Source organism: Pseudomonas sp. 43(2021) (assembly GCF_017490805.1).
In the GTDB taxonomy this organism is placed as follows: Bacteria; Pseudomonadota; Gammaproteobacteria; order Pseudomonadales; family Pseudomonadaceae; genus Aquipseudomonas.
The window spans coordinates 42,053-62,914 of record NZ_JAFGYJ010000027.1; the positions used below are offsets into that span (position 1 = coordinate 42,053).

Annotated in this window: 23 protein-coding genes and 1 pseudogene; 8 read left to right on the forward strand and 16 right to left on the reverse strand. The window is 64.3% G+C overall.

What is annotated here, in order from left to right:
- Positions 1–26: 26 nt before the first annotated feature.
- From J5M71_RS21280 to J5M71_RS21305, 6 genes are all read right to left on the reverse strand, one after another.
- Positions 27–2,429 carry a TonB-dependent receptor gene (locus J5M71_RS21280; protein WP_207836378.1) on the reverse strand — a complete coding sequence of 801 codons (2,403 nt, stop codon included), beginning with the start codon at positions 2,427–2,429 and terminating at the stop codon, positions 27–29.
- Positions 2,430–2,649: 220 nt separating this feature from the next.
- Positions 2,650–3,627, reverse strand: coding sequence for a FecR family protein (locus tag J5M71_RS21285; RefSeq protein ID WP_207836379.1), 978 nt, complete (start codon positions 3,625–3,627; stop codon positions 2,650–2,652).
- Positions 3,624–4,181 carry a sigma-70 family RNA polymerase sigma factor gene (locus J5M71_RS21290; RefSeq protein ID WP_172827532.1) on the reverse strand — a complete coding sequence of 186 codons (558 nt, stop codon included), beginning with the start codon at positions 4,179–4,181 and terminating at the stop codon, positions 3,624–3,626. Before J5M71_RS21290 ends, J5M71_RS21285 begins: the two co-directional genes overlap by 4 nt.
- 22 nt (positions 4,182–4,203) lie before the next feature.
- On the reverse strand, positions 4,204–4,530 hold the full coding sequence (locus J5M71_RS21295; protein WP_207836388.1) for a DUF3325 domain-containing protein: 327 nt from the start codon (positions 4,528–4,530) through the stop codon (positions 4,204–4,206).
- Entirely contained in the window at positions 4,530–6,107 is a 1,578-nt protein-coding gene (locus tag J5M71_RS21300; protein WP_207836390.1) for a PepSY-associated TM helix domain-containing protein, read from the reverse strand. The genes J5M71_RS21295 and J5M71_RS21300 overlap by 1 nt, the downstream gene beginning before the upstream one ends.
- A complete protein-coding gene (locus tag J5M71_RS21305) occupies positions 6,104–6,409 on the reverse strand; it encodes a DUF3649 domain-containing protein (protein WP_207836392.1) in 306 nt (101 codons plus the stop codon). Before J5M71_RS21305 ends, J5M71_RS21300 begins: the two co-directional genes overlap by 4 nt.
- A 232-nt stretch (positions 6,410–6,641) precedes the next feature.
- Here J5M71_RS21305 and J5M71_RS21310 point away from each other — a divergent pair, with 232 nt between their 5' ends.
- Positions 6,642–6,989 (forward strand): HPF/RaiA family ribosome-associated protein, encoded by a 348-nt coding sequence (locus J5M71_RS21310; RefSeq protein ID WP_063913366.1) that lies wholly within the window; start codon positions 6,642–6,644, stop codon positions 6,987–6,989.
- 121 nt (positions 6,990–7,110) lie between these two features.
- On the forward strand, positions 7,111–7,401 hold the full coding sequence (locus J5M71_RS21315; protein WP_207836394.1) for a DUF3509 domain-containing protein: 291 nt from the start codon (positions 7,111–7,113) through the stop codon (positions 7,399–7,401).
- A gap of 3 nt (positions 7,402–7,404) precedes the next feature.
- Here the strand turns inward: J5M71_RS21315 and J5M71_RS21320 are convergent, their stop codons facing one another.
- Positions 7,405–7,875: a phosphate-starvation-inducible PsiE family protein gene (locus tag J5M71_RS21320; protein WP_087500522.1), complete on the reverse strand. Its 471-nt coding sequence runs from the start codon at positions 7,873–7,875 to the stop codon at positions 7,405–7,407.
- Positions 7,876–8,322: 447 nt separating this feature from the next.
- Here J5M71_RS21320 and J5M71_RS21325 point away from each other — a divergent pair.
- The 3 genes and pseudogenes from J5M71_RS21325 (at position 8,323) to J5M71_RS21335 (ending at position 9,343) form a co-directional block, all read left to right on the forward strand.
- A pseudogene (locus J5M71_RS21325) lies at positions 8,323–8,557 on the forward strand (hypothetical protein).
- 156 nt (positions 8,558–8,713) lie between these two features.
- Complete coding sequence (locus J5M71_RS21330; protein WP_063913369.1) at positions 8,714–8,977, forward strand: DUF3077 domain-containing protein; 264 nt, start codon at positions 8,714–8,716, stop codon at positions 8,975–8,977.
- Between the two features lie 102 nt (positions 8,978–9,079).
- A complete protein-coding gene (locus J5M71_RS21335; RefSeq protein ID WP_063913370.1) occupies positions 9,080–9,343 on the forward strand; it encodes a YebG family protein in 264 nt (87 codons plus the stop codon).
- Positions 9,344–9,570: 227 nt separating this feature from the next.
- On the opposite strand, the gene J5M71_RS21340 is transcribed toward J5M71_RS21335, so the two are convergent.
- The gene (locus J5M71_RS21340) at positions 9,571–10,590 is read right to left on the reverse strand and encodes a Glu/Leu/Phe/Val dehydrogenase (protein WP_207836396.1); all 1,020 of its coding nucleotides are present in this window, start codon (positions 10,588–10,590) and stop codon (positions 9,571–9,573) included.
- A gap of 124 nt (positions 10,591–10,714) precedes the next feature.
- On the opposite strand from J5M71_RS21340, the gene J5M71_RS21345 reads away from it, so the two are divergent.
- Positions 10,715–11,521, forward strand: a complete 807-nt coding sequence (locus tag J5M71_RS21345) for a tetratricopeptide repeat protein (RefSeq protein WP_207836398.1) — start codon at positions 10,715–10,717, stop codon at positions 11,519–11,521.
- Here the strand turns inward: J5M71_RS21345 and maiA are convergent.
- From maiA to hmgA, 3 genes are read right to left on the reverse strand one after another with little or no spacing between them, the layout of a single operon-like run.
- Entirely contained in the window at positions 11,515–12,147 is a 633-nt protein-coding gene (gene maiA / locus J5M71_RS21350) for a maleylacetoacetate isomerase (protein ID WP_207836406.1), read from the reverse strand. The genes J5M71_RS21345 and maiA overlap by 7 nt on opposite strands.
- A gap of 12 nt (positions 12,148–12,159) precedes the next feature.
- On the reverse strand, positions 12,160–13,452 hold the full coding sequence (fahA, locus tag J5M71_RS21355; protein WP_207836409.1) for a fumarylacetoacetase: 1,293 nt from the start codon (positions 13,450–13,452) through the stop codon (positions 12,160–12,162).
- A gap of 2 nt (positions 13,453–13,454) precedes the next feature.
- On the reverse strand, positions 13,455–14,756 hold the full coding sequence (gene hmgA / locus J5M71_RS21360) for a homogentisate 1,2-dioxygenase (RefSeq protein WP_207836411.1): 1,302 nt from the start codon (positions 14,754–14,756) through the stop codon (positions 13,455–13,457).
- 174 nt (positions 14,757–14,930) lie between these two features.
- Between hmgA and J5M71_RS21365 the strand changes: the two genes are divergently transcribed.
- The gene (locus J5M71_RS21365) at positions 14,931–15,713 is read left to right on the forward strand and encodes an IclR family transcriptional regulator (RefSeq protein ID WP_063913376.1); all 783 of its coding nucleotides are present in this window, start codon (positions 14,931–14,933) and stop codon (positions 15,711–15,713) included.
- A gap of 334 nt (positions 15,714–16,047) precedes the next feature.
- Here J5M71_RS21365 and J5M71_RS21370 read toward each other — a convergent pair whose 3' ends face one another.
- From J5M71_RS21370 to J5M71_RS21385, 4 genes are all read right to left on the reverse strand, one after another.
- Entirely contained in the window at positions 16,048–16,962 is a 915-nt protein-coding gene (locus J5M71_RS21370; RefSeq protein ID WP_207836413.1) for an SDR family oxidoreductase, read from the reverse strand.
- 140 nt (positions 16,963–17,102) lie between these two features.
- The gene (locus J5M71_RS21375; RefSeq protein WP_207836415.1) at positions 17,103–18,008 is read right to left on the reverse strand and encodes an alpha/beta hydrolase; all 906 of its coding nucleotides are present in this window, start codon (positions 18,006–18,008) and stop codon (positions 17,103–17,105) included.
- 176 nt (positions 18,009–18,184) lie between these two features.
- Positions 18,185–18,871 (reverse strand): LrgB family protein, encoded by a 687-nt coding sequence (locus J5M71_RS21380; protein WP_024087732.1) that lies wholly within the window; start codon positions 18,869–18,871, stop codon positions 18,185–18,187.
- Positions 18,861–19,247, reverse strand: coding sequence for a CidA/LrgA family protein (locus J5M71_RS21385; RefSeq protein WP_207836417.1), 387 nt, complete (start codon positions 19,245–19,247; stop codon positions 18,861–18,863). Before J5M71_RS21385 ends, J5M71_RS21380 begins: the two co-directional genes overlap by 11 nt.
- Positions 19,248–19,343: 96 nt before the next feature.
- Here J5M71_RS21385 and J5M71_RS21390 point away from each other — a divergent pair, with 96 nt between their 5' ends.
- Positions 19,344–20,240 (forward strand): LysR family transcriptional regulator, encoded by an 897-nt coding sequence (locus tag J5M71_RS21390; RefSeq protein ID WP_207836419.1) that lies wholly within the window; start codon positions 19,344–19,346, stop codon positions 20,238–20,240.
- A 127-nt stretch (positions 20,241–20,367) separates the two neighbouring features.
- On the opposite strand, the gene J5M71_RS21395 is transcribed toward J5M71_RS21390, so the two are convergent.
- Positions 20,368–20,823 (reverse strand): flavodoxin, encoded by a 456-nt coding sequence (locus J5M71_RS21395; protein WP_207836421.1) that lies wholly within the window; start codon positions 20,821–20,823, stop codon positions 20,368–20,370.
- Between the last annotated feature and the right edge of the window lie 39 nt (positions 20,824–20,862).

Consider the following 20,862-nt stretch of genomic DNA (forward strand, 5'->3'; position numbering starts at 1 on the left):
TGGGGCCGCTTTGCGGCCCCAAATACCTAGAACTCGAAGGTACTGGACAAGCTCACCTGCCGTGCATCGCCAATGGCCACAAAGTACTGGTTCACCGCCGAGCTGTAGTAAACCTTGTCGAACAGGTTCTTCACGTTCAGCTGCAACAGCACCTTGTGCTCGTCGAGCCTGGTCTCGTAGCTGGCAAAGGCATCGGCCACGGTATAGGACGGCAGGTCGAAGGTGTTGGTCGGGTTGCCAGCGCGCTCGCCCACGTACCGCGCCCCCGCGCCAATGCGCAGGCGATCGCCACCGAACAGGCTGCCATAGTCATACACCGCCGACAGCGAACCACTGTGCCGGGCCACGTTTTGCAGGCGGTTGCCCTTGAGGTCCGGGTCCTTGGTCACTTGCGCATCGGTGAAGGCGTAGCTGCCGATCAGGCTCCAGCGCTCACTCAGCTGACCGGTCAGGTCCAGCTCGACGCCCCGTGAGCTGACCTCCCCGGCATTGCTGTACACCGTTTCGCGCGTAGTGGTGTCAAAGTTGGAAACGAGCACGTTGCGCTTGGTGATATCGAACAACGCCAGAGTGCCCGTGACACGGCCAGGCATGTCGAGTTTGGCGCCCAGCTCCCATGATTTACCTTCCTCCGGGGCAAAGCTGCCGTCGAGGGTCTGGGTAAGGCCACCGCCAATGCTCAAGGGTGCAATCGTCGAGTTGGGCTTGAACGATTCGCTGTAGCTGGCATAGAGCGACAGCTGCTCATCGACCTTGTAGACCACACCGGCATGCGGTACCCAGCTCTGGCCGCTGGTGTCGGTGTTGACCAGGAACGGCCGGCCGCGCCCGGCCAACTGGTCGTATTGCTGGAAGCGTGCGCCAGCCACCAGGATCCAGTGGTCGTCCAGGTGCAGGGCATCCTGGAAGAACAGCGAATCAGTACGCAGCTTGTCGGTCTGGTCGCTCTCCTTGGCACCGACTTGGGTGCCCTCCACTTCCTGACCGTAGACCGGGCTCACATAGCTGAAGGTGGATCGGGCCGTCTGCCGGATCAGGTCGCCGCGGAAGATCTTGCGGTCCTCATGATCGACACCGAACAGCAGGTCGTTCTGCATCCCGGCCAGTTCCACATTACCGGCCAGGCTCAGCGTGGCGAACTGGTCACGGCTCATGGCGTTGTGGGTGCCGTCGATGCTGCGCGCCAGCGTGCCGCTTTCTTCATTTACGCCGGTCACCCGCACCTGGCTGGCATCATAGGTTTCGCGGTTGAAGCTGTAGCCGAAGTGCAGCTTCCAGTCATCGGCCAGTTGGTGGTCGACTTCCAGACGGTACAGGTCGGAACGCCCCTCCATGTCGTTGAACGGCTCGTCAAGGCGCCGCGTGGCCGGGATGTCCAGCGGGTGGCCGTTGTTGCCGAACGCCGTACCACGGTCGAAGGGGGAGAGAAATTCGCGGTGCTCGTAGGCCAGTACCACCTGGGTATCTTCACCCAGCCAGGCCAGCGACGGCGCCACCAGCGATTCGCGGTGCACGCCGTAGTTGCGCCAGTAGTCCTCATCCTCGTGATCGACGATCAGGCGATAGGCGAAGTTGCTGTCGCCCAGCGCACCGGTGCTGTCGAGCCCGCCGCCGCTGCCGTTCTTGCCGCTGCCGTAGGTGGACCCGCGCACGGTCAGGGCGTTGTACTGCTCGAGTTGCGGGCGCTTGCTGACCACGTTGATCACCCCGCCCGGGTCCTGGATGCCGTACAGCAGCGAGGCCGGGCCCTTGAGCACTTCGACCCGCTCGGTGCTGGCGCTGAGGTTGCGGCCCTGCACGACGGGCATGCCATCGCGCATGATCGAGCCGTCGCGGTTGTCGCCGAAGCCGCGCTTCATCACCGTGTCGGAGGTACCGCCGAAGTTGTTGCCCTGGGTGATGCCGCTGACGTTGGCCAGGGCGTCGTCGAGGTTGCGCGGGGCCTGGTCACGGATGACCTGGGCCGGTACCACATTGATTGCCTGGGGGATGTCCTGGCTCGGGCCCTGCCCGCGCATGATCGAGGCGGTAGCCGGGGGCTGGTAGCTGTAGTCGTCCAGTTGCGAGGTCACGGTGGTGGCCTGCAGGTTGAGGGCGCCGGAGGTGTCCACCGCCTCAAGGGTGAGGGTGCGTGCATCGACGCGGCGCCAGGCCAGCCCGGTAGTGCCCAGCAGCTGTTGCAGGGCCTGCTCGGCGCTGAACCTGCCGTTCAGCGCCGGCGCCTGCACGCCGGGCAGTTCCAGGGTGTAGACCACGCTCTGGCCGGTGGTGCGGCTGAAGGCGCTGAGTGCCTGGACCAGGGGTTGCGCCGGCTGGGCAAAGGCGTACGCCTGCTGTTGCTCGGCGGCGCAGGCCAGGGGGGCGACAGCGAGTGCCGGGAGCACGGAAAGGCCTAGCCAGAGGGGGACACAACGCGGGGTGAACTTCATGGACGCTGACCTGTGAGAGGGATTTGACTGCGAATGAATCGCACTTCCACTCATTACACGGATGCCACGTCCTGTTACCTCACCTGTTGACTGAAAAATATTTTCTGCCTGTGCCGGCCTCTTCGCGGGCTTGCCCGCTCCTACAGGGACTGCACAAGTTTCGAATCCGGTGCAGTACCTGTGGGAGCGGGCAAGCCCGCGAAGAGGCCGGCACAGGCGACTACCGGATCAGGGTCAACCGCCCCAGCACAGTCTGCCGCGAAAAGCCCATTACCTTGCCCAGCGAATCCAGCGCCAGCAACGGCTCGGCCACCGGGAAACTACCACTGACCTTGCGCTGCCCCAGCTCACCATCGAGCAACAGGATGCGCCCCGGGTAATAGCGCCCCAGGTCCTCGACCACCTGCGCCAGCGGCACCTGGTAGTAATTCAGCCAGCCCTGTCGCCAGGCCAGGCGGTTGTCGCTGTCCACTGCCTGGGTATCGCCCACCCGACCGGCAGCGTAGGCCACCTGTTGGTTGGCCGTCAGTTCACGCGATATGGCGCCCGGTGCCGGGCTCACCGCCACCCGCCCGCTGCGTACCGTGACGTGGGCACCATCGTCCTGCTCGCGCACTTCGAACTGGGTGCCGAGCACCCGCACCTCGCCACCGCCAGCTTCGACCAGGAATGGCGCGCCGGTATGCGTAACCTGGAAGAACGCTGCACCATGCAGCAACCGCACGCGGCGCTCGCCGTGGGCGAAATCCACCGCAATCGCACTACCCGCATCCAGCGTCACTTGTGACTGGTCAGCCAACGTTACCTGGCGAACTTGCCCGATGCTGCTGTAGTCGGCTCGCAGGTCCTGCAACCAGTATCCCGGGTGCCAACCACCGGCGACACCAAAGGCCAGTACCAGGCAGGCCGCCACTGCAATCGCCCCGACCCGCCACCGGCGCGTGGCCGGTGGCCTGGCCATGGCATCCAGGTAGCGCTGCAGGCCTTCATGCTCTTCATCAGCCAGGCGCGCCGCCGGGATGGCACTTCTCTGCCACAGCGCCTGGGCCTGTTCGTAGGCTGCGCGATGCCCGGGGTCGGCCAACAACCAACGCTTGAACGCCGCCCCCTCGGCCTGCGCGGGCTGCTCGTTGATTCGGCTGAGCCATTGCAGCGCGGCCCGGGACTGCGCCTCGGTGATCTGCGGTAAACGGCTCATCGACGGGCACTCCCTGGCCGGCGTGGGGTGGACGCGGGCTCGGCAACACTCGCCTTGCACGCTTCGAGGGCGCGCATCATATGCTTTTCCACAGCACTCTGGGACAGTTGCATGGCCTTGGCGATCTCGCCGTACTTGCAGCCGTGGATGCGGTTGAGCAGGAAGATCTGCCGGGTGCGTTCAGGCAAGGCACGCAAGGCAGCTTCGATGCGCTGCAAGTCGTGGTCGACCTCCACGGCCTGCTCCGGCGCCTGGGCCATGGCCGCTGCATCCACCGGCAACACAGCTTCGGCCGCACGTTCACGGCTGCCTTCGCTGCGCAGGTGGTCGATGGCCAGGTTGCCGGCGCAACGCAGCAGGTAGGTGTCCAGCGCCTCGACCTTGACCTCAGGGCGGCGCCAGAAGCGCAGGAACAGCTCCTGGACCAGGTCCGATGCCGTGGCCCGGCAGCCGACCCGGCGGCTCACCAGTGCCTCCATGCGTGCCCGCTGGGCCAGGAACACCTGGACGAAGCGCGCACGCCCGCCGCCGCTTTCGGCATCCGCCTCGGTCATGTCGCCCGGCTCGCTCACCGGGTCACTCGGCGAACACGGCCAGCAACGGCCCCAGCACCACGCTGGCGGCCGCCAGGCCCAGCAGCAGGCGGGGCTGGTATGGCAGGCCGAACACCCACAGGGTCACCCCGGCCATCAGCACTGCAGTCCACTCCACCAGGCCATGGGCCATGCCGCGCAGGTGCACGCTGAGCAGCAGCGAAAGCACCAGCAGCAGCCAGCCGGCGCTGCGCAACAGGCGCAACTGCCCCGGGCGCGGCTTGCGCCCGAGCAGGTCGGTGAAATGTTTCTCCATGGCCAGGCACAGGGCAACGAAGCCTGCGAAGGCGATCAGTGCATTACCCAGCATCAGCTTGCCTCCGCCGTTTCAGTGCTCGGTTTTTTTGCTGCACGAGGGGCGCGCTTGGCCACTGGCTTGGGGCTGCGCAACATCTTGCCGGCCAGCCAGGCCAGGAACAGGCCGGTGCCTAGCGCGGTCAGGTCGAAGCCGGCCATGGCCCAGTCACCCGCCTGCAGCGAATGGTTCAAGCCCTGGCCGGTGGTCAGGCCATTGAGCAGCGGCAGCAAGGCGAAGGCCAGCGCGCCGAGTACCAGTTGCTCGCCCCAGGCCCGGCGCCCGCTGCGCAGCACGGCATGCACCAGCGAAAGGCCCCAGGTGATGAAAAAGGCATTGACCTCCCAGTCGGCCCGGCCTTCGACGCCCATGGGGATCAGGCGGTTGGCCCAGAAGAAGCCCGCCACGGCCAGCAGCAGGCCGCTCATGCTGGCGATATTGAGCACTTCGACCAGGCGCAGTCCACACGGCAGCCGTTCGCTCCTGGCATGCTTGAGCTGGCGCTTGCCCAGCCACATCACCAACCCGGTACCGATCACCGCAGTACCGGCCACGCCAAAGAAGAAGTACAGCCAGCGCAGCCAGGGCCCGGCGAAGTTGCCCATGTGCAGGCCGGCAAAGCTGAAGGCGGTCATCATCGCCCCGCTCTCCGGCTTGCCCTGGCTCAGCAGCGCACCACTGGCACCATCGAAGGTCCAGTTGGCGCTGCGCCGATAGGCCACATGGTCGGCCGCAGACTGAGTGAAGGTGACGCGGGCATTGCTGTCGCCGGCATTGTCCACCTGGATACGGCCGATACGCGCGCCCGGTTGCAGGTCCTGCACCTTGGCATACAGGCTCGGCAACGGTACCAGCGGCGCGGCCACATGGGCCGCCTTGGGCGCATCGTTACGGCCGAACAGGTCGTTGAAGTACTTGCCGGTGTCATTGCCGTAGCTGGCCATGATGCCGGCCGGCATCACCAGGTACATGAACAGCACCAGGCTGCTGTAGCTGATCATCAGATGGAACGGCAGCACCAGCACGCCGATGGCGTTGTGCCCGTCCAGCCAGGAGCGCTGGCCCTTGCCGGGGCGGAAGGTGAAGAACTCCTTGAAGATCTTCTTGTGGGTGATGATGCCGGTGACCAGGCCCAGCAGCATGATGAAGGCACAGAACGTCGACAGCCAGCGGCCGAAGGGGTGAGGCATCTGCAACTGGAAGTGGAAGCGGTAGAAGAACTCGCCACCGCGACTGTCGCGTGCCTCGACCGGCTGGCCGCTCTGGGTATCGAGGGTCTTGCTGGCGAAGCCGCGCGGCCCGCCATTGGGGTCGCGATAGCCCACGCTCAAGGCGGCCTCGCGTGCGTTGGGCATGCGGATCAGCCAGGTGCCCGAGTGCCCGGCGTTATCCTGCAGGTAACGCTGGGCCACCTCCAGGCTATGGATTGGGTCCAGTGCATGGCTGCGCACTTCGGGCTGCGACCAGTGGGTAATTTCTTCCTTGAAATACGACAGCGTGCCGGTGAGGAAGATGGCGAACAACAGCCAGCCGAAGATCAGTCCGGTCCAGGTGTGCAGCCAGGCCATGGCCTGGCGGAAGCCTTCTTTCATGGGGTTTTCATCCAGTAGGCCAACCCGCTGATCACCCCCAGCAGCACGCTTGGCGCCAGCACGCCCAGCCAGGCGCGCAAAGCGCTGCGGCAGGCGAAGCACCAGATGAACGCCAGCAGGTAGAAGACGAATGACAGCAGCAGGCCGGTGAGCGTGGCATCGACCTGTGGCAGTGGCGCTACCAGGGCAATACAGACGCTGGCCATGGACGCCAGCAGGTAGCCGCCCAGCAGCGCGGCCAGGCTGCGTGAGGTCACGGCCATGCGATAGCTGAGCGAGAGGCCGGCGGTTTTGCGCGTCATGGCGAAGGTCCGGGCGTTTACGGGGCTGCAATAATAATGATTTCAATTCTCATAAGCAAAGGCCGAGCGATGCGCCGCCTGTCGCCTTGAATGCAACAAGAAATTTATTTTCAAAAAGGGCTTGAATTCGTCACGCCATTGCCTGACCTTAGAGTCAAGAGACGCAGAAATACCAAGGGTCTCAAAGGCCTAGGCGCGTCTCCATGCGAGCAAGCTGAATAAGGATTGAATCATGCAAATCCAGGTCAACAGCAGCAACCATTTCGAAGGCAATGCCCGGCTCGACCAGTGGGTCCGCAGCACACTGCAGAACTCGCTGGAACGTTACGAGGACGACCTCACCCGCATCGAGGTTCACCTGCGCGACGAGAACGGCGCCAAGCCCGGACCGCATGACAAACGCTGCCAGATGGAGGCTCGCCCCAAAGGCCATCAACCGATTTCGGTGACCCACACCGCCACTTCGCTGGACCAGGCGGTCGACGGTGCCGCCGCCAAGCTCAACCACGCGCTGGAACACTTCTACGGCAAACTGCGCAGCAAGCGCGGCGCCCTGGAGCTGAGTGATCCGGACGCCTGATCGGCAATGCAAAACGCCCGGCCTGATGCCGGGCGTTTTCGTTTGTATCGATCGATGGCGCTGAACCAACCGGCAATACTCCCGGTCAACTGCTGCATCCATTCAGCGCAGAAGCAAGACCATGAGCAACCCATTCGAACGAATCAGTGCTGCATTCGCCCCCGAATACCGGGTCAACCTGAGTATTGCAAACCTCGACGGCAGCATCATGCTGACCCTTTCCGACGACGCCGGCGTGGTCGCCAAGCGCCTCATCACCCAGGCCCAGCGCAATGACCCGGTGCGCCTGCAGCGGGTAATCGACAGCATCCGCCTGGGCCTGGCCATCGAACTCAGCCAGAACCCCATGCAGGTGCTGGCCGCATTGACCCGCGATGCACGCCACGAGCCGCGCCACTTCATGGCCACCTGAGGGCTACTTGCCCTCCTCCACTTCCTTGCCGCTGGCATCCAGCGCCTTGGTCGAGGGGTAGCGGTAAGAGGCGTAGCGCACCACCAGGATCGCGAACGCCAGCAACAGGATGCCACCGCACACGTACAACAGCCCTGCGTCCGGCGCCTTGTGGTGCGAGACGTCGCCGATCAGCAGGCGGGTCAGCGCAGTGATGGCCACGTACAGCAGGAAGCGGATCGGCATGTGGTTGGTCTTGAAGTAGATACCGACCATCGCCCCCAGTTCCAGGTAGATGAACAGCAGCAGGATGTCATCGACACTGACCCCACCCTTGCCGAGCATGTCCATGAACGTCATCACCGCCGCATAGGCGGTGATCGCGCCGATGCCGAACAGTGCCAGGTAATGGAATGCCTCGACGCACAGGTTGCCCAGCGAGTCGGCCGAGCCGTGCAGGCCCTTGCGCAGCTTTTCTGCCCATTTGATGTTCACGATGTTCCATTCCCCGATACGTCTTGAAGGATGATGCGTCACCGCTGTGACGCTTGTGCCATGCAGTTAAAGGGCCAGGCCCCTGCCTTGGAAGGCGACCGATTGCCGCAAGGCACCTTGAGGCGTGGCAAGTTGCCAGAAACACGGCCCTGTGCTGGGAAAAATCAGATTTAACCCCTTCCTTGTAGGGCATTTCCCAAAGATACTCCCTGCCATTGTGGTGTTCGGGGATGAGCACTAGTCTCGGATCGTCGCTGGCAAACAGCGACCGGCTTTGACAGGCCGCCCTGAACTAACCACATGGCTTTGCCTTTATGGCAGCTGTCATGGGGCACCTCGTGTGCGCCGGCTTTTGGTTCTGTTCACCGGTCTGTCAACCCATGCACAGCTGCCGCCTTCCTGTTTGACAGCAGGAGGTGGTGGCCCAAACTTGAACAGGCCTTCATCATGCTGAAAGTAGTCCCCGATCCACCCCCATTCCCTTGAAGACACCCTGATCCAGGCTACGGACTATGCGTTGTGCGCAGCCACCGTGGTGCATCAGGCCTTGTTGCTTCAGCCCAAGTCGCCAGCATCGATTTTGATGATGACCTCAATGCATGAACTGGAGACGTTGCGGGCTTTGCTTGAGTCGGCACTAGTTCAGGTGCAGATGCCCGCTGAGCCTCGGACTTTGCACTGAGGTTTGAGTGTTGCGTTGTCTGGGCTGGCCTCTTCGCGGGTAAACCCGCTCCCACAGGATCTCCACAGGCCCTGAGGTAGATGCAGTACCTGTGGGAGCGGGTTCACCCGCGAAAGGGCCCGTCCAGGCAGTCGAGAATTTTCAGGGGATTCAAAAATGACCACAGAAGACACCCAATTCACCGTCGGCAAAACCACCTTCTTCCAAGGTGAAAACGGCACCCACCCACTCTTCCGCATCGAGCCAGGCATCCCTTGCCGGGACGCCCGCGAGCAGTCCTCAGAGCTGATGGGCTATGTACGCGAACTGACCATCACCGGCCTGATGGACGAGAAACCGATGATGATCTGGGCTGCGCACTACTTGAGCGCGATGGCCAAGGCGCTGATGGATGATGCTGAGTTGGGCATGAAGCAGTAAGCCCTTTGCGCCACGCTACAATTTCTGCTTGCGAACCAATCAACATTGCCATTACTGTATATGTATACAGTATAAACCCAGCAAAAGGCATAGAGGTGATGAATGGCCGTCGAAGTGGTGTACCGCAGCAGCCGCGACCCGGAGCGCTTGTTCATGGATAAGGCCGAAGCAGACCGTCACGACAAGATGCTCGAACTGGCCGAGCGCCTCGCCGAAGTACTGCACAAGGCAGTGCCCTCGCTGACCGAGCAGCAGGTCGAGGAAGCCGGTATCTACATGGCCAGGAACCGCGATGTGTTCGCAAGGGCGTTCAAGAGCCAGCCGGATGCGTTGGCCGAGTTGCTCGAAGCGCCAGCGGCCGAGTAATTGCCTGCACTGGCCGCTCCAGCAGGTACGGCACAAGCGCTGGGCTGGAGGTATTCCTGTGGGAGCGGCTTTAGCCGCGAAGAATCCAACGCGGTGCATGGCACCGGCTGCGCCGGTGTTCGCGGCTAAAGCCGCTCCCACAGAGTCCCTGCTAATTCAATGAGTTATGTGCAACTCCATGAGAGCGGGCGTGCCCGCGAAGAGGCCAGCAAAGCCGGTATCAACCTTCAGCCGTAGAGCAACCGCTCCGCCAGCATCTGCGCCACCCGTGCCGGCGAGCGCTTCTCTGCCTGCGCATGGCCAAACACTTCGGTCAGCCGCGAAGGTATCCGCGCCAGGTGCGCAGTGATGGTGCCCAGGTCTTCGCCACGATGCTTGAGCGCCACATAGATCAACCCACCGGCATTGATCACGTAGTCGGGTGCATACAGTATCCCGCGCGACTCCAGCTGGTCGGCTACCTGCAAGGTGGTCAACTGGTTGTTCGCCGCCCCCGCCACTGCCGCGCAACGCAACTGCATCACGCTCTGCCCGTTCAACACCGGCCCCACGCCGCAAGGGGCAAAGATGTCGCAAGGGGTGCTGATCAACGCATCGTTGGTCACCGGATGGGCATTGAACTGCTCCACCGCCAGCCGCACCCGCCCAGGGTCCAGATCACTCACCAGCAGGTCCGCACCCGCCGCATGCAGTTGCTCCGCCAGCGCATAACCGACATTGCCCAGCCCTTGCACCGCCACCCGCAGCCCTTGCAGGTCATCACTGCCAAGGCGGAACGAAGTGGTCGCACGAATGCCGGCAAAAACCCCCATCGCCGCATGCGGTGAGGGGTCACCCGAGGCCGTGGTGCTGGTCACATGCGGAGTACTCTGGGCAATGCAGTCCATGTCCAGGGTCGAGGTGCCACTGTCCACGGCGATGATGAAGCGCCCTTGCAAGGTGTCGATGAAGCGGCCAAAGGCCTCGAACAGCGCAGCACGGTTTTCCACATGCGGGTTGCGCATGATCACCGCCTTGCCGCCCCCCAGTGGCAGGCCGGCCAGCGCCGCCTTGTAGCTCATGCCCTGGGCCAGGCGAATGGCGTCGGTCATGGCGCTTTCATCATCGGCGTAAGGCAGGTAGCGGCAGCCGCCCATGGCCGGGCCCAGCTGCTCGCTGTGGATCACCACCACGGCCTTCAGGCCGGTGGGCGGGTGGGTGAACAAGTGCAACGACTGGGTACGGGTGCTTTGCATCAGCGCGAACATCGACAGGCTCCCCTACGAGGTGCTCCTTCCAGTATAGGCACGGCCCTTGGGCTGGCGCCGCCGCCGGACCACTGGACGAAACCGCGCGCCGCGGCTAATACTCAAGCGTGTGTGGAGAAGCCCCATGAAGCCACGTCAAGCCTGCCTGGCCTGCCTGGAACGCGAGCCCGTCGCCCTGCTGGAAGCCGCATTGTGGATTGCCGCCGAGCACGACCCCAGCGTCGAGCCCGCGGCCAGCCTTGCCAAGCTGCATGACCTGCAGCGCGAGATCAGCGCCAACCTGCCGATGCTGCCGCTGTGCGAACTGGCCCAGCCACTGCTGCGCCAACTCACTGCCCTGGGCTTCCAGCAGGATGAATACCACCCGCTGCGCCCGCATGCCGCGATGATGGACAAGGTGCTGCAGCGCCGCCGTGGCCAACCGCTGACCCTGGCCATCCTCGCCCTGGAACTGGCCTGGCGCCTCTCCATCCCCCTTGAGGGCGTCGGCTTCCCCGGCCATTTCCTGCTGCGCGTACCAGGTGCCGATCACCTGCTCGACCCCTGTGGTGGCCGGCGCCTGTACCCTAACGATTGCCGTGAGCTGCTGGCACGCCAGTTCGGCCCGCAGGTAGCGCTGACTGCCGAGCACATGCGCAGCGCCAGCCCGCAGCAGATGCTGCAACGCCTTTCGCGCAACCTGCGCCAGTTGCACATGAGCAACGACGACCACCTGGCGGCGCTGATCGATGCCGAGCGAGTCATGCAACTGGGGCCGGTACAGGTCAGCGACTACGTGACCCGTGCCTCGCTCTACCAGCACCTGGATTGCCCGCAGGCCGAGCGCTTCGACCTGGAGCATGCGTTACTGCTGACGGAAGACCCGGTCCAGCGCCTGAAGCTGTCCGAACGTATCGGCAAGCTTCCGGCGGCGAACCGTTCCATTCACTGAGCCGGGCTGTCCGGCTGCTGTGCGGGGTGGGCCTGGGCGAACGCCGGGTGACCGGCCGCCAGGGCGGCAACCCGCAGGATGCGCGGGAAGCTGTCGAGGTCGATGTTGAAGCGTTCGGCCGCGTACAACTGCGGGATCAGGTAGACATCCGCCAGGCCCGGCTCATCACCGAAGCAGAAGCCGTGATCGCCAATCAGTTGCTCCACTGCCGCCAGCCCCTGGCTGATCCAGTGGCCGATCCACTGGTTGACCTGGCTCTCGTCCTGGCCGGCCTGACGCAGCCGGTTGAGCACGCTGACGTTGTGCAATGGATGGATGTCGCAGCCGATGATCGCCGCCACGCCCCGCACCTTGGCGCGCGCCTCGGCCGTGGCAGGCAGCAGCGCGGGCTGTGGATAAACCTCTTCCAGGTACTCGATGATCGCCGGCGACTGCACCAGCAGCTCACCGCCGTCAGTGCGCAAGGCCGGCACGCGGCCCTGCGGGTTGACGGCGACATAGCCTGCACCACGCTGCTCACCCTGCAGCAGGTTGACCGGCAGGGACTGGTAGGCCAGCCCCTTCAGTGCCAGGGCAATGCGCACCCGGTAGGACGAGGTGGAACGGTAATAGGTGTACAGCTCCATGCCCCTGCCTCCTCAGTTGGCCGCGATGACCGTGCCACGGCATTCGCCGAAGCCGATGCTGGCCACACCATCACGCGCACAGCGGGCACGCAGGATGATCTCGTCGCCGTCTTCGAGGAACTTGCGCACCTCGCCGCTGGCCAGCTCCACCGGGTGCTTGCCGCCTTCGGTGATCTCCAGCAGGCTGCCGAACGAACCTGGCGTGGCGCCCGACAGCGTGCCCGAACCGAACAGGTCGCCCGGTTGCAACTGGCAGCCGTTGACGCTGTGGTGCGCGACCAACTGCGCCACCGTCCAGTACATGCTGCGGGTGTTGCTCAAGGTCAGGCGGTGCGGGGCAAGGCCCTGCTCGCGCATGCGCTCGGTCAGCAGCAGCACCTCCAGCTCGATATCGTATGCACCGGCGGCCTGGTCGCGCTTGTCCAGCAGATACGACAGTGGCTGCGGGTCGCCTTCCGGGCGTGCCGGCTGGGCACAGCGGAACGGCTCCAGCGCTTCGGCGGTGACCACCCAGGGCGAGACGGTGGTGATGAAACTCTTGGACAGGAACGGGCCCAGCGGCTGGTATTCCCAGGCCTGGATATCGCGCGCCGACCAGTCGTTGAGCAGGCACAGGCCGGCCACGTGCTCGGCGGCATCGCCTACCGGAATCGCCTGGCCCATGTCATTGCCCTGACCGATCCAGATGCCCAGTTCCAGTTCATAGTCCAGGCGCGCGCAGGGCCCGAAGCTCGGCTCGGTGTGCCCGGCCGGCAGGGTCTGGCCCTTGGGCCGGCGTACATCGGTGCCGGACGGGCGAATGGTCGAGGCGCGGCCGTGATAACCGATCGGCACGTACTTGTAGTTGGGCAGCAGCGGGTTGTCGGGGCGGAACAGCTTGCCCACGTTCTTGGCGTGCTCGATGCCCACGTAGAAGTCGGTGTAGTCACCGATCTGCGCCGGTACATGCAGCTGGCAAGCGCTGGCCGGATACAGTGCAGCCTGCAGCGCCGCCTGGTGTTCGCTGTGCTCGCCCAGCAGCACCAGCAGGCGCTCGCGCAGGGCAACGCGGGCACCGCGGCCGAGGGCGAAGAATGCGTTCAACGCCCCACCACGGGTGGCCTCGACGGCGGCCTTGGCGGCACCGTCGAACAGGCCGGCGGCCAGCACCGCCTCCAGGTCGAGGATCGCGTCGCCGATGGCCACGCCACAGCGCCTGGCTTCACCCGGCCGGCTGAAGATGCCCAACGGCAGGTTCTGCAGCGGGAAGTCGCTGTGCCCGTTGGCGTGCTCGACCCAGCTACGGGCAATGGCGGTCTGGTTCATGGTTATCTCCGGTTCGGGTTGAAGGTGCTCGGCAAGGTGGCCCAGCAACTATCGTAGTCGGCCTGCAACTGCGGGCATTCAAGGGCTTGCAGGCTCGGGCGCAGCACTTGGCTGGTCTCGAACATGAAGGCCATGGTGTTGTCGATCTTGTGCGGCGCCAGGTCGGCGGCAATAGCCTTTTCGCAGGTTTCGGCGTCGGGGCCATGGGCGCTCATCACCCCGTGCAGCGAGGCACCGCCCGGCACGAAGCCCTCGGCCTTGGCGTCGTAGGCACCGTTGATCAGGCCCATGAACTCGTTCATCAGGTTGCGGTGGAACCATGGTGGACGGAAGGTGTTTTCGGCCACCATCCAGCGTGGCGGGAAGATCACGAAGTCCATGTTGGCCAGGCCATGCACGCTGGTCGGCGAGGTCAGCACGGTGAAGATCGACGGGTCCGGGTGGTCGAAGCTGACCGTGCCGATGGTGTTGAAGCGGCGCAGGTCGTACTTGTACGGCACGTTGCTGCCGTGCCAGGCGACCACGTCCAGTGGCGAGTGCTGCAGTTCGCAGGCCCAGTGTTCGCCAAGAAACTTCTGCACCAGTTGCACCGGGCCATCGGCCTCTTCGTAGTGCGCCACCGGGGTGAGGAAGTCGCGCGGGTTGGCCAGACCGTTGCTGCCGATCGGGCCCAGGTCCGGGATGCGCAGCGGCGCGCCGTGGTTTTCGGCAATGTAGCCACGGGCCTGGCCGTCGAGCAGTTCGACGCGGAACTTCATGCCACGCGGGATCACCGCAATTTCCAGCGGCTCGACCTCCATCACCCCCAGTTCGGTGGCGATGCGCAGGCGGCCCTGTTCCGGCACCAGCAGCAGCTCACCGTCGGCGTTGAAGAACACCCGCTCCATTGAGCGGTTGGCGCGGTAGATGTAGATGCTTACGCCGGCCGGTTTTTGCGCGGCGGCGTTGGCCACCATGGGCAGCCAGCCTTCGATGAAGTCGGTCGGCTCGGCGGGGATCGGCTGGGGGTTCCAGCGCAGGCGGTTGGGGGTGATGGCCCCCAGCGGGCCGGTCAGCGGCTGGCGCGCCAGGCGCTCGAAACGCGGGTGCAAGGCAGACGGGCGAATACGGTACAGCCAGGTGCGGCGCTGCTCGCTGCGGGTCATGGTGAACGCCGTGCCCGAGAGCAACTCGGCATACAGCCCATAGGGCGCCTTCTGCGGCGAATTCTGCCCGACCGGCAAGGCCCCCGGCAGCGCTTCGCTGGCAAACTCGTTGCCGAAGCCGCTGAGGTAGTGAAGGTCGGGTGACGTATCGCGATTCATCGATGCCTCCGGGCTCTGGCCGAGCCGTTGCTGGCAGCTGGCTGCTGGCCCGGGGCGGGGTGGCAGCGCGTCTGCATTGTTTTTATCGTAATCAGATTACGAATAACGTAATTTGCTACGGACAATGCGTCAAGCTATAAAGGCGCGACTCGAAGAATCCGGAAGAAGATGTCCATGGCCAAAGCCAGCTCCCCCGCCGACAACGGCAAGCAGAAAGTCCGCTCGGCGGAGGTCGGCACCGACATCCTCAAGGCCCTTGCCGAGCTCTCTCCGTCCACCTCCCTGTCGCGCCTGGCAGAACATGTGCAGATGCCGGCGAGCAAGGTGCACCGTTACCTGCAGGCATTGATCGCCAGCGGTTTTGCCGAGCAGGATGCGGCCACCAACCATTACGGCCTGGGGCGCGAGGCACTGCGGGTAGGGCTGGCGGCGCTGGGCAGCATCGATGTGCTGAAGATTGCCGCGCTGCCATTGTCGCAACTGCGCGATGAACTGAACGAAAGCTGCTTCGTTGCCGTATGGGGCAACCAGGGCGCGACAGTGGTCAGCATCGAGCCGGCAGTGCGCGCGGTCACCGTGGTAACGCAGATCGGCTCGGTACTGCCGCTGCTCACGTCGTCTACCGGGCTGGTGTTCGCCGCCTACCTGCCCGAGCGCGAGACCGTGGAGTTGCGTGACCGGGAACTGGCCGCCCTGCAGCACAGCGCCGCCGACTACCAGGCGGTACTGGCGGGCATTCGTGAACGTGGCCTGCACCATGTACACGGGCTGTTGATGCCGGGCGTGGATGCGCTGTCGGCACCGGTGTTCAATGCCATGGGGCAGATCGCTGCGGTGATGACCGTGGTCGGGCCTACGTCGATCTTCCATGCCGACGAGCATGGCCCGGCGGCGCAACGGCTGCTGGCGGCAGCGCGGGAAACCAGCTGGCGCATGGGCTATTCGCCCGCAGGTTGAGCGCCTGCGGCACTATTGCCCGATACGTAAAGGTGAATGTCATAAGCGGCTATTTTTCCTACAGGATCAGGCGCTTATTCTTAACTCACTGGCCGGCATGAAGGGCTCTCCCCCCCGCCTTTCAGGCCTGCGAGGTTCACCGACGTAGATTTTGAAGCTCCTTGATCTGACGTCTCGATTGGCCGCTGCGGCTTGCAGCGGCCTTTTTTATCTGCCCTGAAAAATTCTTCGCCCGTGCTGGCCTCTTCGCGGGTAAACCCGCTCCCACAGAGATATCACTACCCCAGAGGCTTGTGGTGTACCCGCGAAGAGGCCAGCACAGGTAGTACAAAGCTCAGCCCAGCGGATACTTCTGCAAGTTCGCCATCATCTGCTGCAACGCCTGCAAGCTGTCCTGAGGGTGCACCGCCCCGTCGAAGTCGCCAATCCGTGCCCAGTTCTCCGCCACCTGCTCCGGGGTAAAGCCTTCACGCGGATCGAAGCCTACCCCCAAGCTGCGCTCCCACCGCACCTTGCCCACCCAGCCGCCGCCCACTTCGAACAGCTCACCGCTGCCCTGGCACTGTTCGCTGCCCAGGTACACCACCAGTGGGCTGACCAGCTCAGGCTTGAGCCGCTCGAACACCTGGGGCGGGATCAGCCCTTCGGTCATGCGGGTGCCACCCGTGGGAGCGATGGCATTGACCAGGATGCCATGCTTGCGCCCTTCGATTGCCAAAGTACGCGTCAGCCCATACAGGCCCAGCTTGGCCATGCCGTAGTTGGCCTGGCCGAAGTTGCCGTAGATGCCGGACGTGGAAGCGGTGAAGATCACCCGCCCCCAGTTCTGCTCGCGCATGTGCGGCCAGGCGGCGCGGGTGACCTTGTAAGCCCCCTCGACATGCACCTGGTAGACCTGCTCCCAGTCGCTGTCCTCCATCTTGTGGAAGGTCTTGTCACGCAGGATGCCGGCATTGTTCACCAGCACATCGACCCGGCCGAAGCTGTCCAGGGCCTGCTCGACAATACGCGCGCCGTGGCTGACCGAATCATGGTTGGCAATGGCATGGCCACCGGCTGCACGAATCTCCTCTACCACCCGGTCGGCGGCGGAGGCGCTGGCACCTTCACCATGGGTGGAGCCGCCGAGGTCGTTGACCACTACCCGGGCGCCACGCGCAGCAAACAGCAGCGCATGGGCGCGGCCCAGGCCGCCGCCGGCTCCGGTGACGATCACCACGCGATCTTGCAGACGGACAGGCTCGCTCATGCTCATGGCTCCAGGCAGATTCAGGTCAGCCGAGTGTCCGCCGCCAGCGGCGGGTGAACAATCAAGCTCACGCTGGCTGAATGCCTGGCAATAACGCAGCGCGATGGTTATGGGGCCGGCTTGCCGGCGATGAGGCCCTGTCAGTACCACGCCACTTTCTGCTGGTGATAGCTCGGCGGTTGTTCACGAAAGGCCAGGTAATGGCGCAGCACCTGCACCGGCGCTTCGGTATGCGGGTAATGGCCGATGCCCTGCAACTGTACGGTGTCCGGCTCCGGCACCAGTTGCCGGTAGCGCTCCACCATGTGCGCGCCGGACAGCGGGTCGACCATGCCATTGATGAAGCGCAGCGGCACGCCTTCATGCTGCATCGCGCCAACCCAGCGGTCGCGGTGCAACCTGCGCTCCGGCACGTATCCCACCAGCTTGTGCAGGATGCGCGTGCCACGGTTGGCGGTGATCAGGCTCCAGAAGTCATCCAGCACGCTTTCACTGGGGTGGGAGCAAGGGCCGTAGACCTGGGTCACGTTGCGCACCAGGTCGTCGCGCCCGAACGAGCGCCCTACCAGCCAGCCCAGGCGGCTGAGCAGCAGCTTCTGGATCAGCAGCATGCGGCAGCTTTCGGGGAACAGCCCGCTGTTGAGGAACGCGCAGCTGGCAATACTGGCGCGCTGTTCATGATGCCGCGCCAGCAGTTCCTGGGCCACACTGCCGCCGTAATCGTGGGCCAGCAGATGCACCGGCTGGTCGACCCTAAGCTCGGCGAGCAAGGCCTGCTGCAGGTCGGCCTGCTCCATCAGGCTGTAGACGTGATCGACCGGTTTGGCCGAATCGCCAAAGCCAAGCATGTCGCAGGCGATAACCCGGAAGCGCTGGGCCAGAGGCCCCCACAGGTAGTGCCAATCCCAACTGGCTGTGGGGAAACCGTGCAACAGAAGCAGGGGCTCTCCTTGCCCTGCGGTCCAGTAGCGGATGCTCTGGCCCCGGAAATCGAAACTCTGTCCCCGGGTACGCCAGACGCACAATGGAATTTCGGCCATAGGCATCAGAACGGTCCCGGTGAAGTGGTGTTGGCGGAATAGAGCAAGGCTGCGGTCATTGCATGTCACCTCGGCACTTACATGTGCTCTCTATGTCGAGGCTGAGTCTAGCCAGCAGCCCATGGGCTGGAACTTGCGTTGCCAGCCAGCTTGATGACTTGGCGAGTCAGTGGCACGAACGGTCAGAGCAGCATGGCCAGCAGCGGTGCCGCGAACAGGTTGAGCAGCCCGGTCAGGACCATGACCAGGCCGGCCACCGAGCCTTCCTCGCGGCCCACCTCCTGTGCCCGGCTGACCCCGGCGCCATGGGCGCCGACACCAAACAGCGCGCCCCGTGCCAGCGGCGTGCGCAACGGCAACCAGCGCAGCAGCACGCCGCCGAACATGGCACCCAGCACACCAGTGAACATCACGAACACCGCCGTCAGTTCCGGTACGCCACCCAGGTCATGGGCCAATGGCATGGCAAAGGGCGTGGTGATCGAACGCGGCACCAGCGACAGGCTGGTCGCACTGTCCAGCGCCAACATATGAGCCAACCCCCAGGAACTGGCGATCGAAGCACTGCTGCCAGCGACCATGCCCACCATCAGTGCCGGCCAGTGGCGCGCCAGCATGGCCCGTTGCTGCCAGATCGGCACCGCGAAGGCCACGGTCACCGGGCCAAGCACACTCATCAGCCAGTGGGTGTTGCGGGCGTACTCGGCATAGGCGGTGTGCAGCGGCACGGCCACCGCCAGCAACAGTACCGGCACGAGGATCAGCGGCGACAGCAGGTAGCGCCCGCTGCGCCGGTACAACCAGCGGCTGCCCAGGTAGGCCAGCAAGGTCAGGGCCAGCCAGAACAGCGGCATGGGTTCAAGGCTCATGGCGCAACCTCCAGCGGCACACCAGTTCCACGGTCAACGCGGTCACCACCATTACCATCAGGGTGCTCACGGCGATCACCAGCAAGATGCGCCAGCCCTCGGCACGGATCAGGGCGCCGTAATCGAGCAGGCTCATCAGCGCCGGGATGAAGAACAACAGCATCTCAGCCATCAGCCAGCCGGCGCCCAGTTGCAGCATGGCCGGCTTGAGCACACCCGAGGCGAACAGCAACAGCAGCAGTGCCAGGCCCATCACGCCGCCGGGAATCGGCCAGCCCAGCCAGGTGGCAAGCTGGCCGCCGAGCAGGAACAGGGCACAGAGGATCGCCAGCTCGACAAGCAGGCGCAGGGCTTTTTTCAATAACGCAGGTTTCATGGGGGGATCCTCGACAGGCCCTCATTTTAAGATTCGGCTGCCTAGGCCAGAAGCGAATTGTTAGACTGAACACCATTCCAGAATGGAATTGCGATCATGGAATTCAAACAGCTGCGCAGCTTTATCGAAGTGGTCCACCGCGGCGGTTTCACCCAGGCGGCGCAGACCCTGCACATCAGCCAGTCGGCAGTGAGCAAACAGGTGGCCCAGCTGGAGCAAGATGTGGGCCAGCCGCTGCTGGAGCGCCAGGCCTCGCAGCTACACCTGACCGCTGCCGGACGCATTGTGCTGGAGCGAGGCGAAGCCTTGCTGCGCCAACGTCAGGCGCTGCTCAGCGAACTGGACGACCTCAGCCAGATGGGCCGCGGCGAACTGCGCCTGGGCTTGCCGATGCTGGGCAGCGACGCACTGTTTGCCGGGTTGTTCGCCGAGTATCGGCGGCGTCACCCGAACATCGCGATCCAGTTGCTCGAAGGCGGCAGCCGCAACATCGAACAGGCGGTCAGGAGTGGCGAACTGGAACTGGGTGGTAGCCTGACGCCCAGTGACGAGGCGTTCGACTACCAGCCGTTCTGCAACGAACCGCTGGACGCCCTGCTGCCGGTCGGCCACGCGCTGGCGGGCGAGGACAGGGTGGACCTGCAGCAGCTGGCCGATACCCCGTTCCTGCTTTACCAGCGCAGCTTCGTGCTCAATGACCGATTGCTGAAGGCGTGCCAGCAGCAGGGTTTCACCCCGAAAGAAGGCGGGCGCAGTGGCCAGGCGGACTTCCTCGCGGCGCTGGTGGCGGCGGGCCAGGGCGTGGTGTTGCTGCCCCGTGTGGTGGCGAAAGCGCTGGAACGCCCCGGGGTGGTGCGTTTGCCGCTGCGCTCGCCAGAGGATTTGCGTTGGGATATCGCGTTCATCTGGCGGCGTGGGGCGTACCTGTCACGGGCGGCGCAGGCGTGGTTGGCGTTGGTGAACGAGTGGCCGGTGCTCGACAGCAAGGAATGAGTTGCCCTTGCTGGCCTCTTCGCGGGTAAACCCGTTCCCACAGAAACACCACAGCCGCTGAAATCTGTGCAGTACCTGTAGGAGCGGGTTCACCCGCGAAGCGGCCGGTACAGGCGAAAAATAACCGTCAGGCTTTAAGTGTACTCACCAACTCAGCCAACCAAGGCTCTGCATCCGCCTCCGGGGTCACCGTCTCGCTGGCATCCAGGCGCAGCATCGGTTGCACTTCCCGCACGCCCAGTTCGGCGAACAGCTCGCGCATCTGCTCGCCACCACCACAATAGGTATCGCCATAGCTGGAGTCGCCCAGCGCAATCACCGCACCCGGCAGGCCACGCCAGGCCGCGGGCAGGGTATCGCGAATGCTGCTGTACAACGGCATGAGGTTGTCCGGCAGCTCGCCCATGCCTGTGGTCGAGGTCACAGCCAGCAAGGCATCGGGGGCAAAACCTTCAAGGTCCTGCAAGGTAGCGCGCGCCGCATGCCAGGCCTCCAGGCCCGCAGCCTTGAGCAGCGTTTCAGCGTGACGGGCGACTTCTTCGGCGGTGCCGTAGACCGATCCGGAAATAATGGCGACTTTCATCGGGTAGAGGATTCCGAAACTGAGTGAAAACGTAGGATA

What these genes read in the sequence shown, in the direction of transcription:
- J5M71_RS21280 (WP_207836378.1), bottom strand. Translation starts at nt 2,429, where the DNA reads ATGAAGTTCACCCCGCGTTGTGTCCCCCTCTGGCTAGGCCTTTCCGTG.
- J5M71_RS21285 (WP_207836379.1), bottom strand. Translation starts at nt 3,627, where the DNA reads ATGAGCCGTTTACCGCAGATCACCGAGGCGCAGTCCCGGGCCGCGCTG.
- J5M71_RS21290 (WP_172827532.1), bottom strand. Translation starts at nt 4,181, where the DNA reads ATGACCGAGGCGGATGCCGAAAGCGGCGGCGGGCGTGCGCGCTTCGTC.
- J5M71_RS21295 (WP_207836388.1), bottom strand. Translation starts at nt 4,530, where the DNA reads ATGCTGGGTAATGCACTGATCGCCTTCGCAGGCTTCGTTGCCCTGTGC.
- J5M71_RS21300 (WP_207836390.1), bottom strand. Translation starts at nt 6,107, where the DNA reads ATGAAAGAAGGCTTCCGCCAGGCCATGGCCTGGCTGCACACCTGGACC.
- J5M71_RS21305 (WP_207836392.1), bottom strand. Translation starts at nt 6,409, where the DNA reads ATGACGCGCAAAACCGCCGGCCTCTCGCTCAGCTATCGCATGGCCGTG.
- J5M71_RS21310 (WP_063913366.1), top strand. Translation starts at nt 6,642, where the DNA reads ATGCAAATCCAGGTCAACAGCAGCAACCATTTCGAAGGCAATGCCCGG.
- J5M71_RS21315 (WP_207836394.1), top strand. Translation starts at nt 7,111, where the DNA reads ATGAGCAACCCATTCGAACGAATCAGTGCTGCATTCGCCCCCGAATAC.
- J5M71_RS21330 (WP_063913369.1), top strand. Translation starts at nt 8,714, where the DNA reads ATGACCACAGAAGACACCCAATTCACCGTCGGCAAAACCACCTTCTTC.
- J5M71_RS21335 (WP_063913370.1), top strand. Translation starts at nt 9,080, where the DNA reads ATGGCCGTCGAAGTGGTGTACCGCAGCAGCCGCGACCCGGAGCGCTTG.
- J5M71_RS21340 (WP_207836396.1), bottom strand. Translation starts at nt 10,590, where the DNA reads ATGTTCGCGCTGATGCAAAGCACCCGTACCCAGTCGTTGCACTTGTTC.
- J5M71_RS21345 (WP_207836398.1), top strand. Translation starts at nt 10,715, where the DNA reads ATGAAGCCACGTCAAGCCTGCCTGGCCTGCCTGGAACGCGAGCCCGTC.
- maiA (WP_207836406.1), bottom strand. Translation starts at nt 12,147, where the DNA reads ATGGAGCTGTACACCTATTACCGTTCCACCTCGTCCTACCGGGTGCGC.
- fahA (WP_207836409.1), bottom strand. Translation starts at nt 13,452, where the DNA reads ATGAACCAGACCGCCATTGCCCGTAGCTGGGTCGAGCACGCCAACGGG.
- hmgA (WP_207836411.1), bottom strand. Translation starts at nt 14,756, where the DNA reads ATGAATCGCGATACGTCACCCGACCTTCACTACCTCAGCGGCTTCGGC.
- J5M71_RS21365 (WP_063913376.1), top strand. Translation starts at nt 14,931, where the DNA reads ATGGCCAAAGCCAGCTCCCCCGCCGACAACGGCAAGCAGAAAGTCCGC.
- J5M71_RS21370 (WP_207836413.1), bottom strand. Translation starts at nt 16,962, where the DNA reads ATGAGCGAGCCTGTCCGTCTGCAAGATCGCGTGGTGATCGTCACCGGA.
- J5M71_RS21375 (WP_207836415.1), bottom strand. Translation starts at nt 18,008, where the DNA reads ATGCCTATGGCCGAAATTCCATTGTGCGTCTGGCGTACCCGGGGACAG.
- J5M71_RS21380 (WP_024087732.1), bottom strand. Translation starts at nt 18,871, where the DNA reads ATGAGCCTTGAACCCATGCCGCTGTTCTGGCTGGCCCTGACCTTGCTG.
- J5M71_RS21385 (WP_207836417.1), bottom strand. Translation starts at nt 19,247, where the DNA reads ATGAAACCTGCGTTATTGAAAAAAGCCCTGCGCCTGCTTGTCGAGCTG.
- J5M71_RS21390 (WP_207836419.1), top strand. Translation starts at nt 19,344, where the DNA reads ATGGAATTCAAACAGCTGCGCAGCTTTATCGAAGTGGTCCACCGCGGC.
- J5M71_RS21395 (WP_207836421.1), bottom strand. Translation starts at nt 20,823, where the DNA reads ATGAAAGTCGCCATTATTTCCGGATCGGTCTACGGCACCGCCGAAGAA.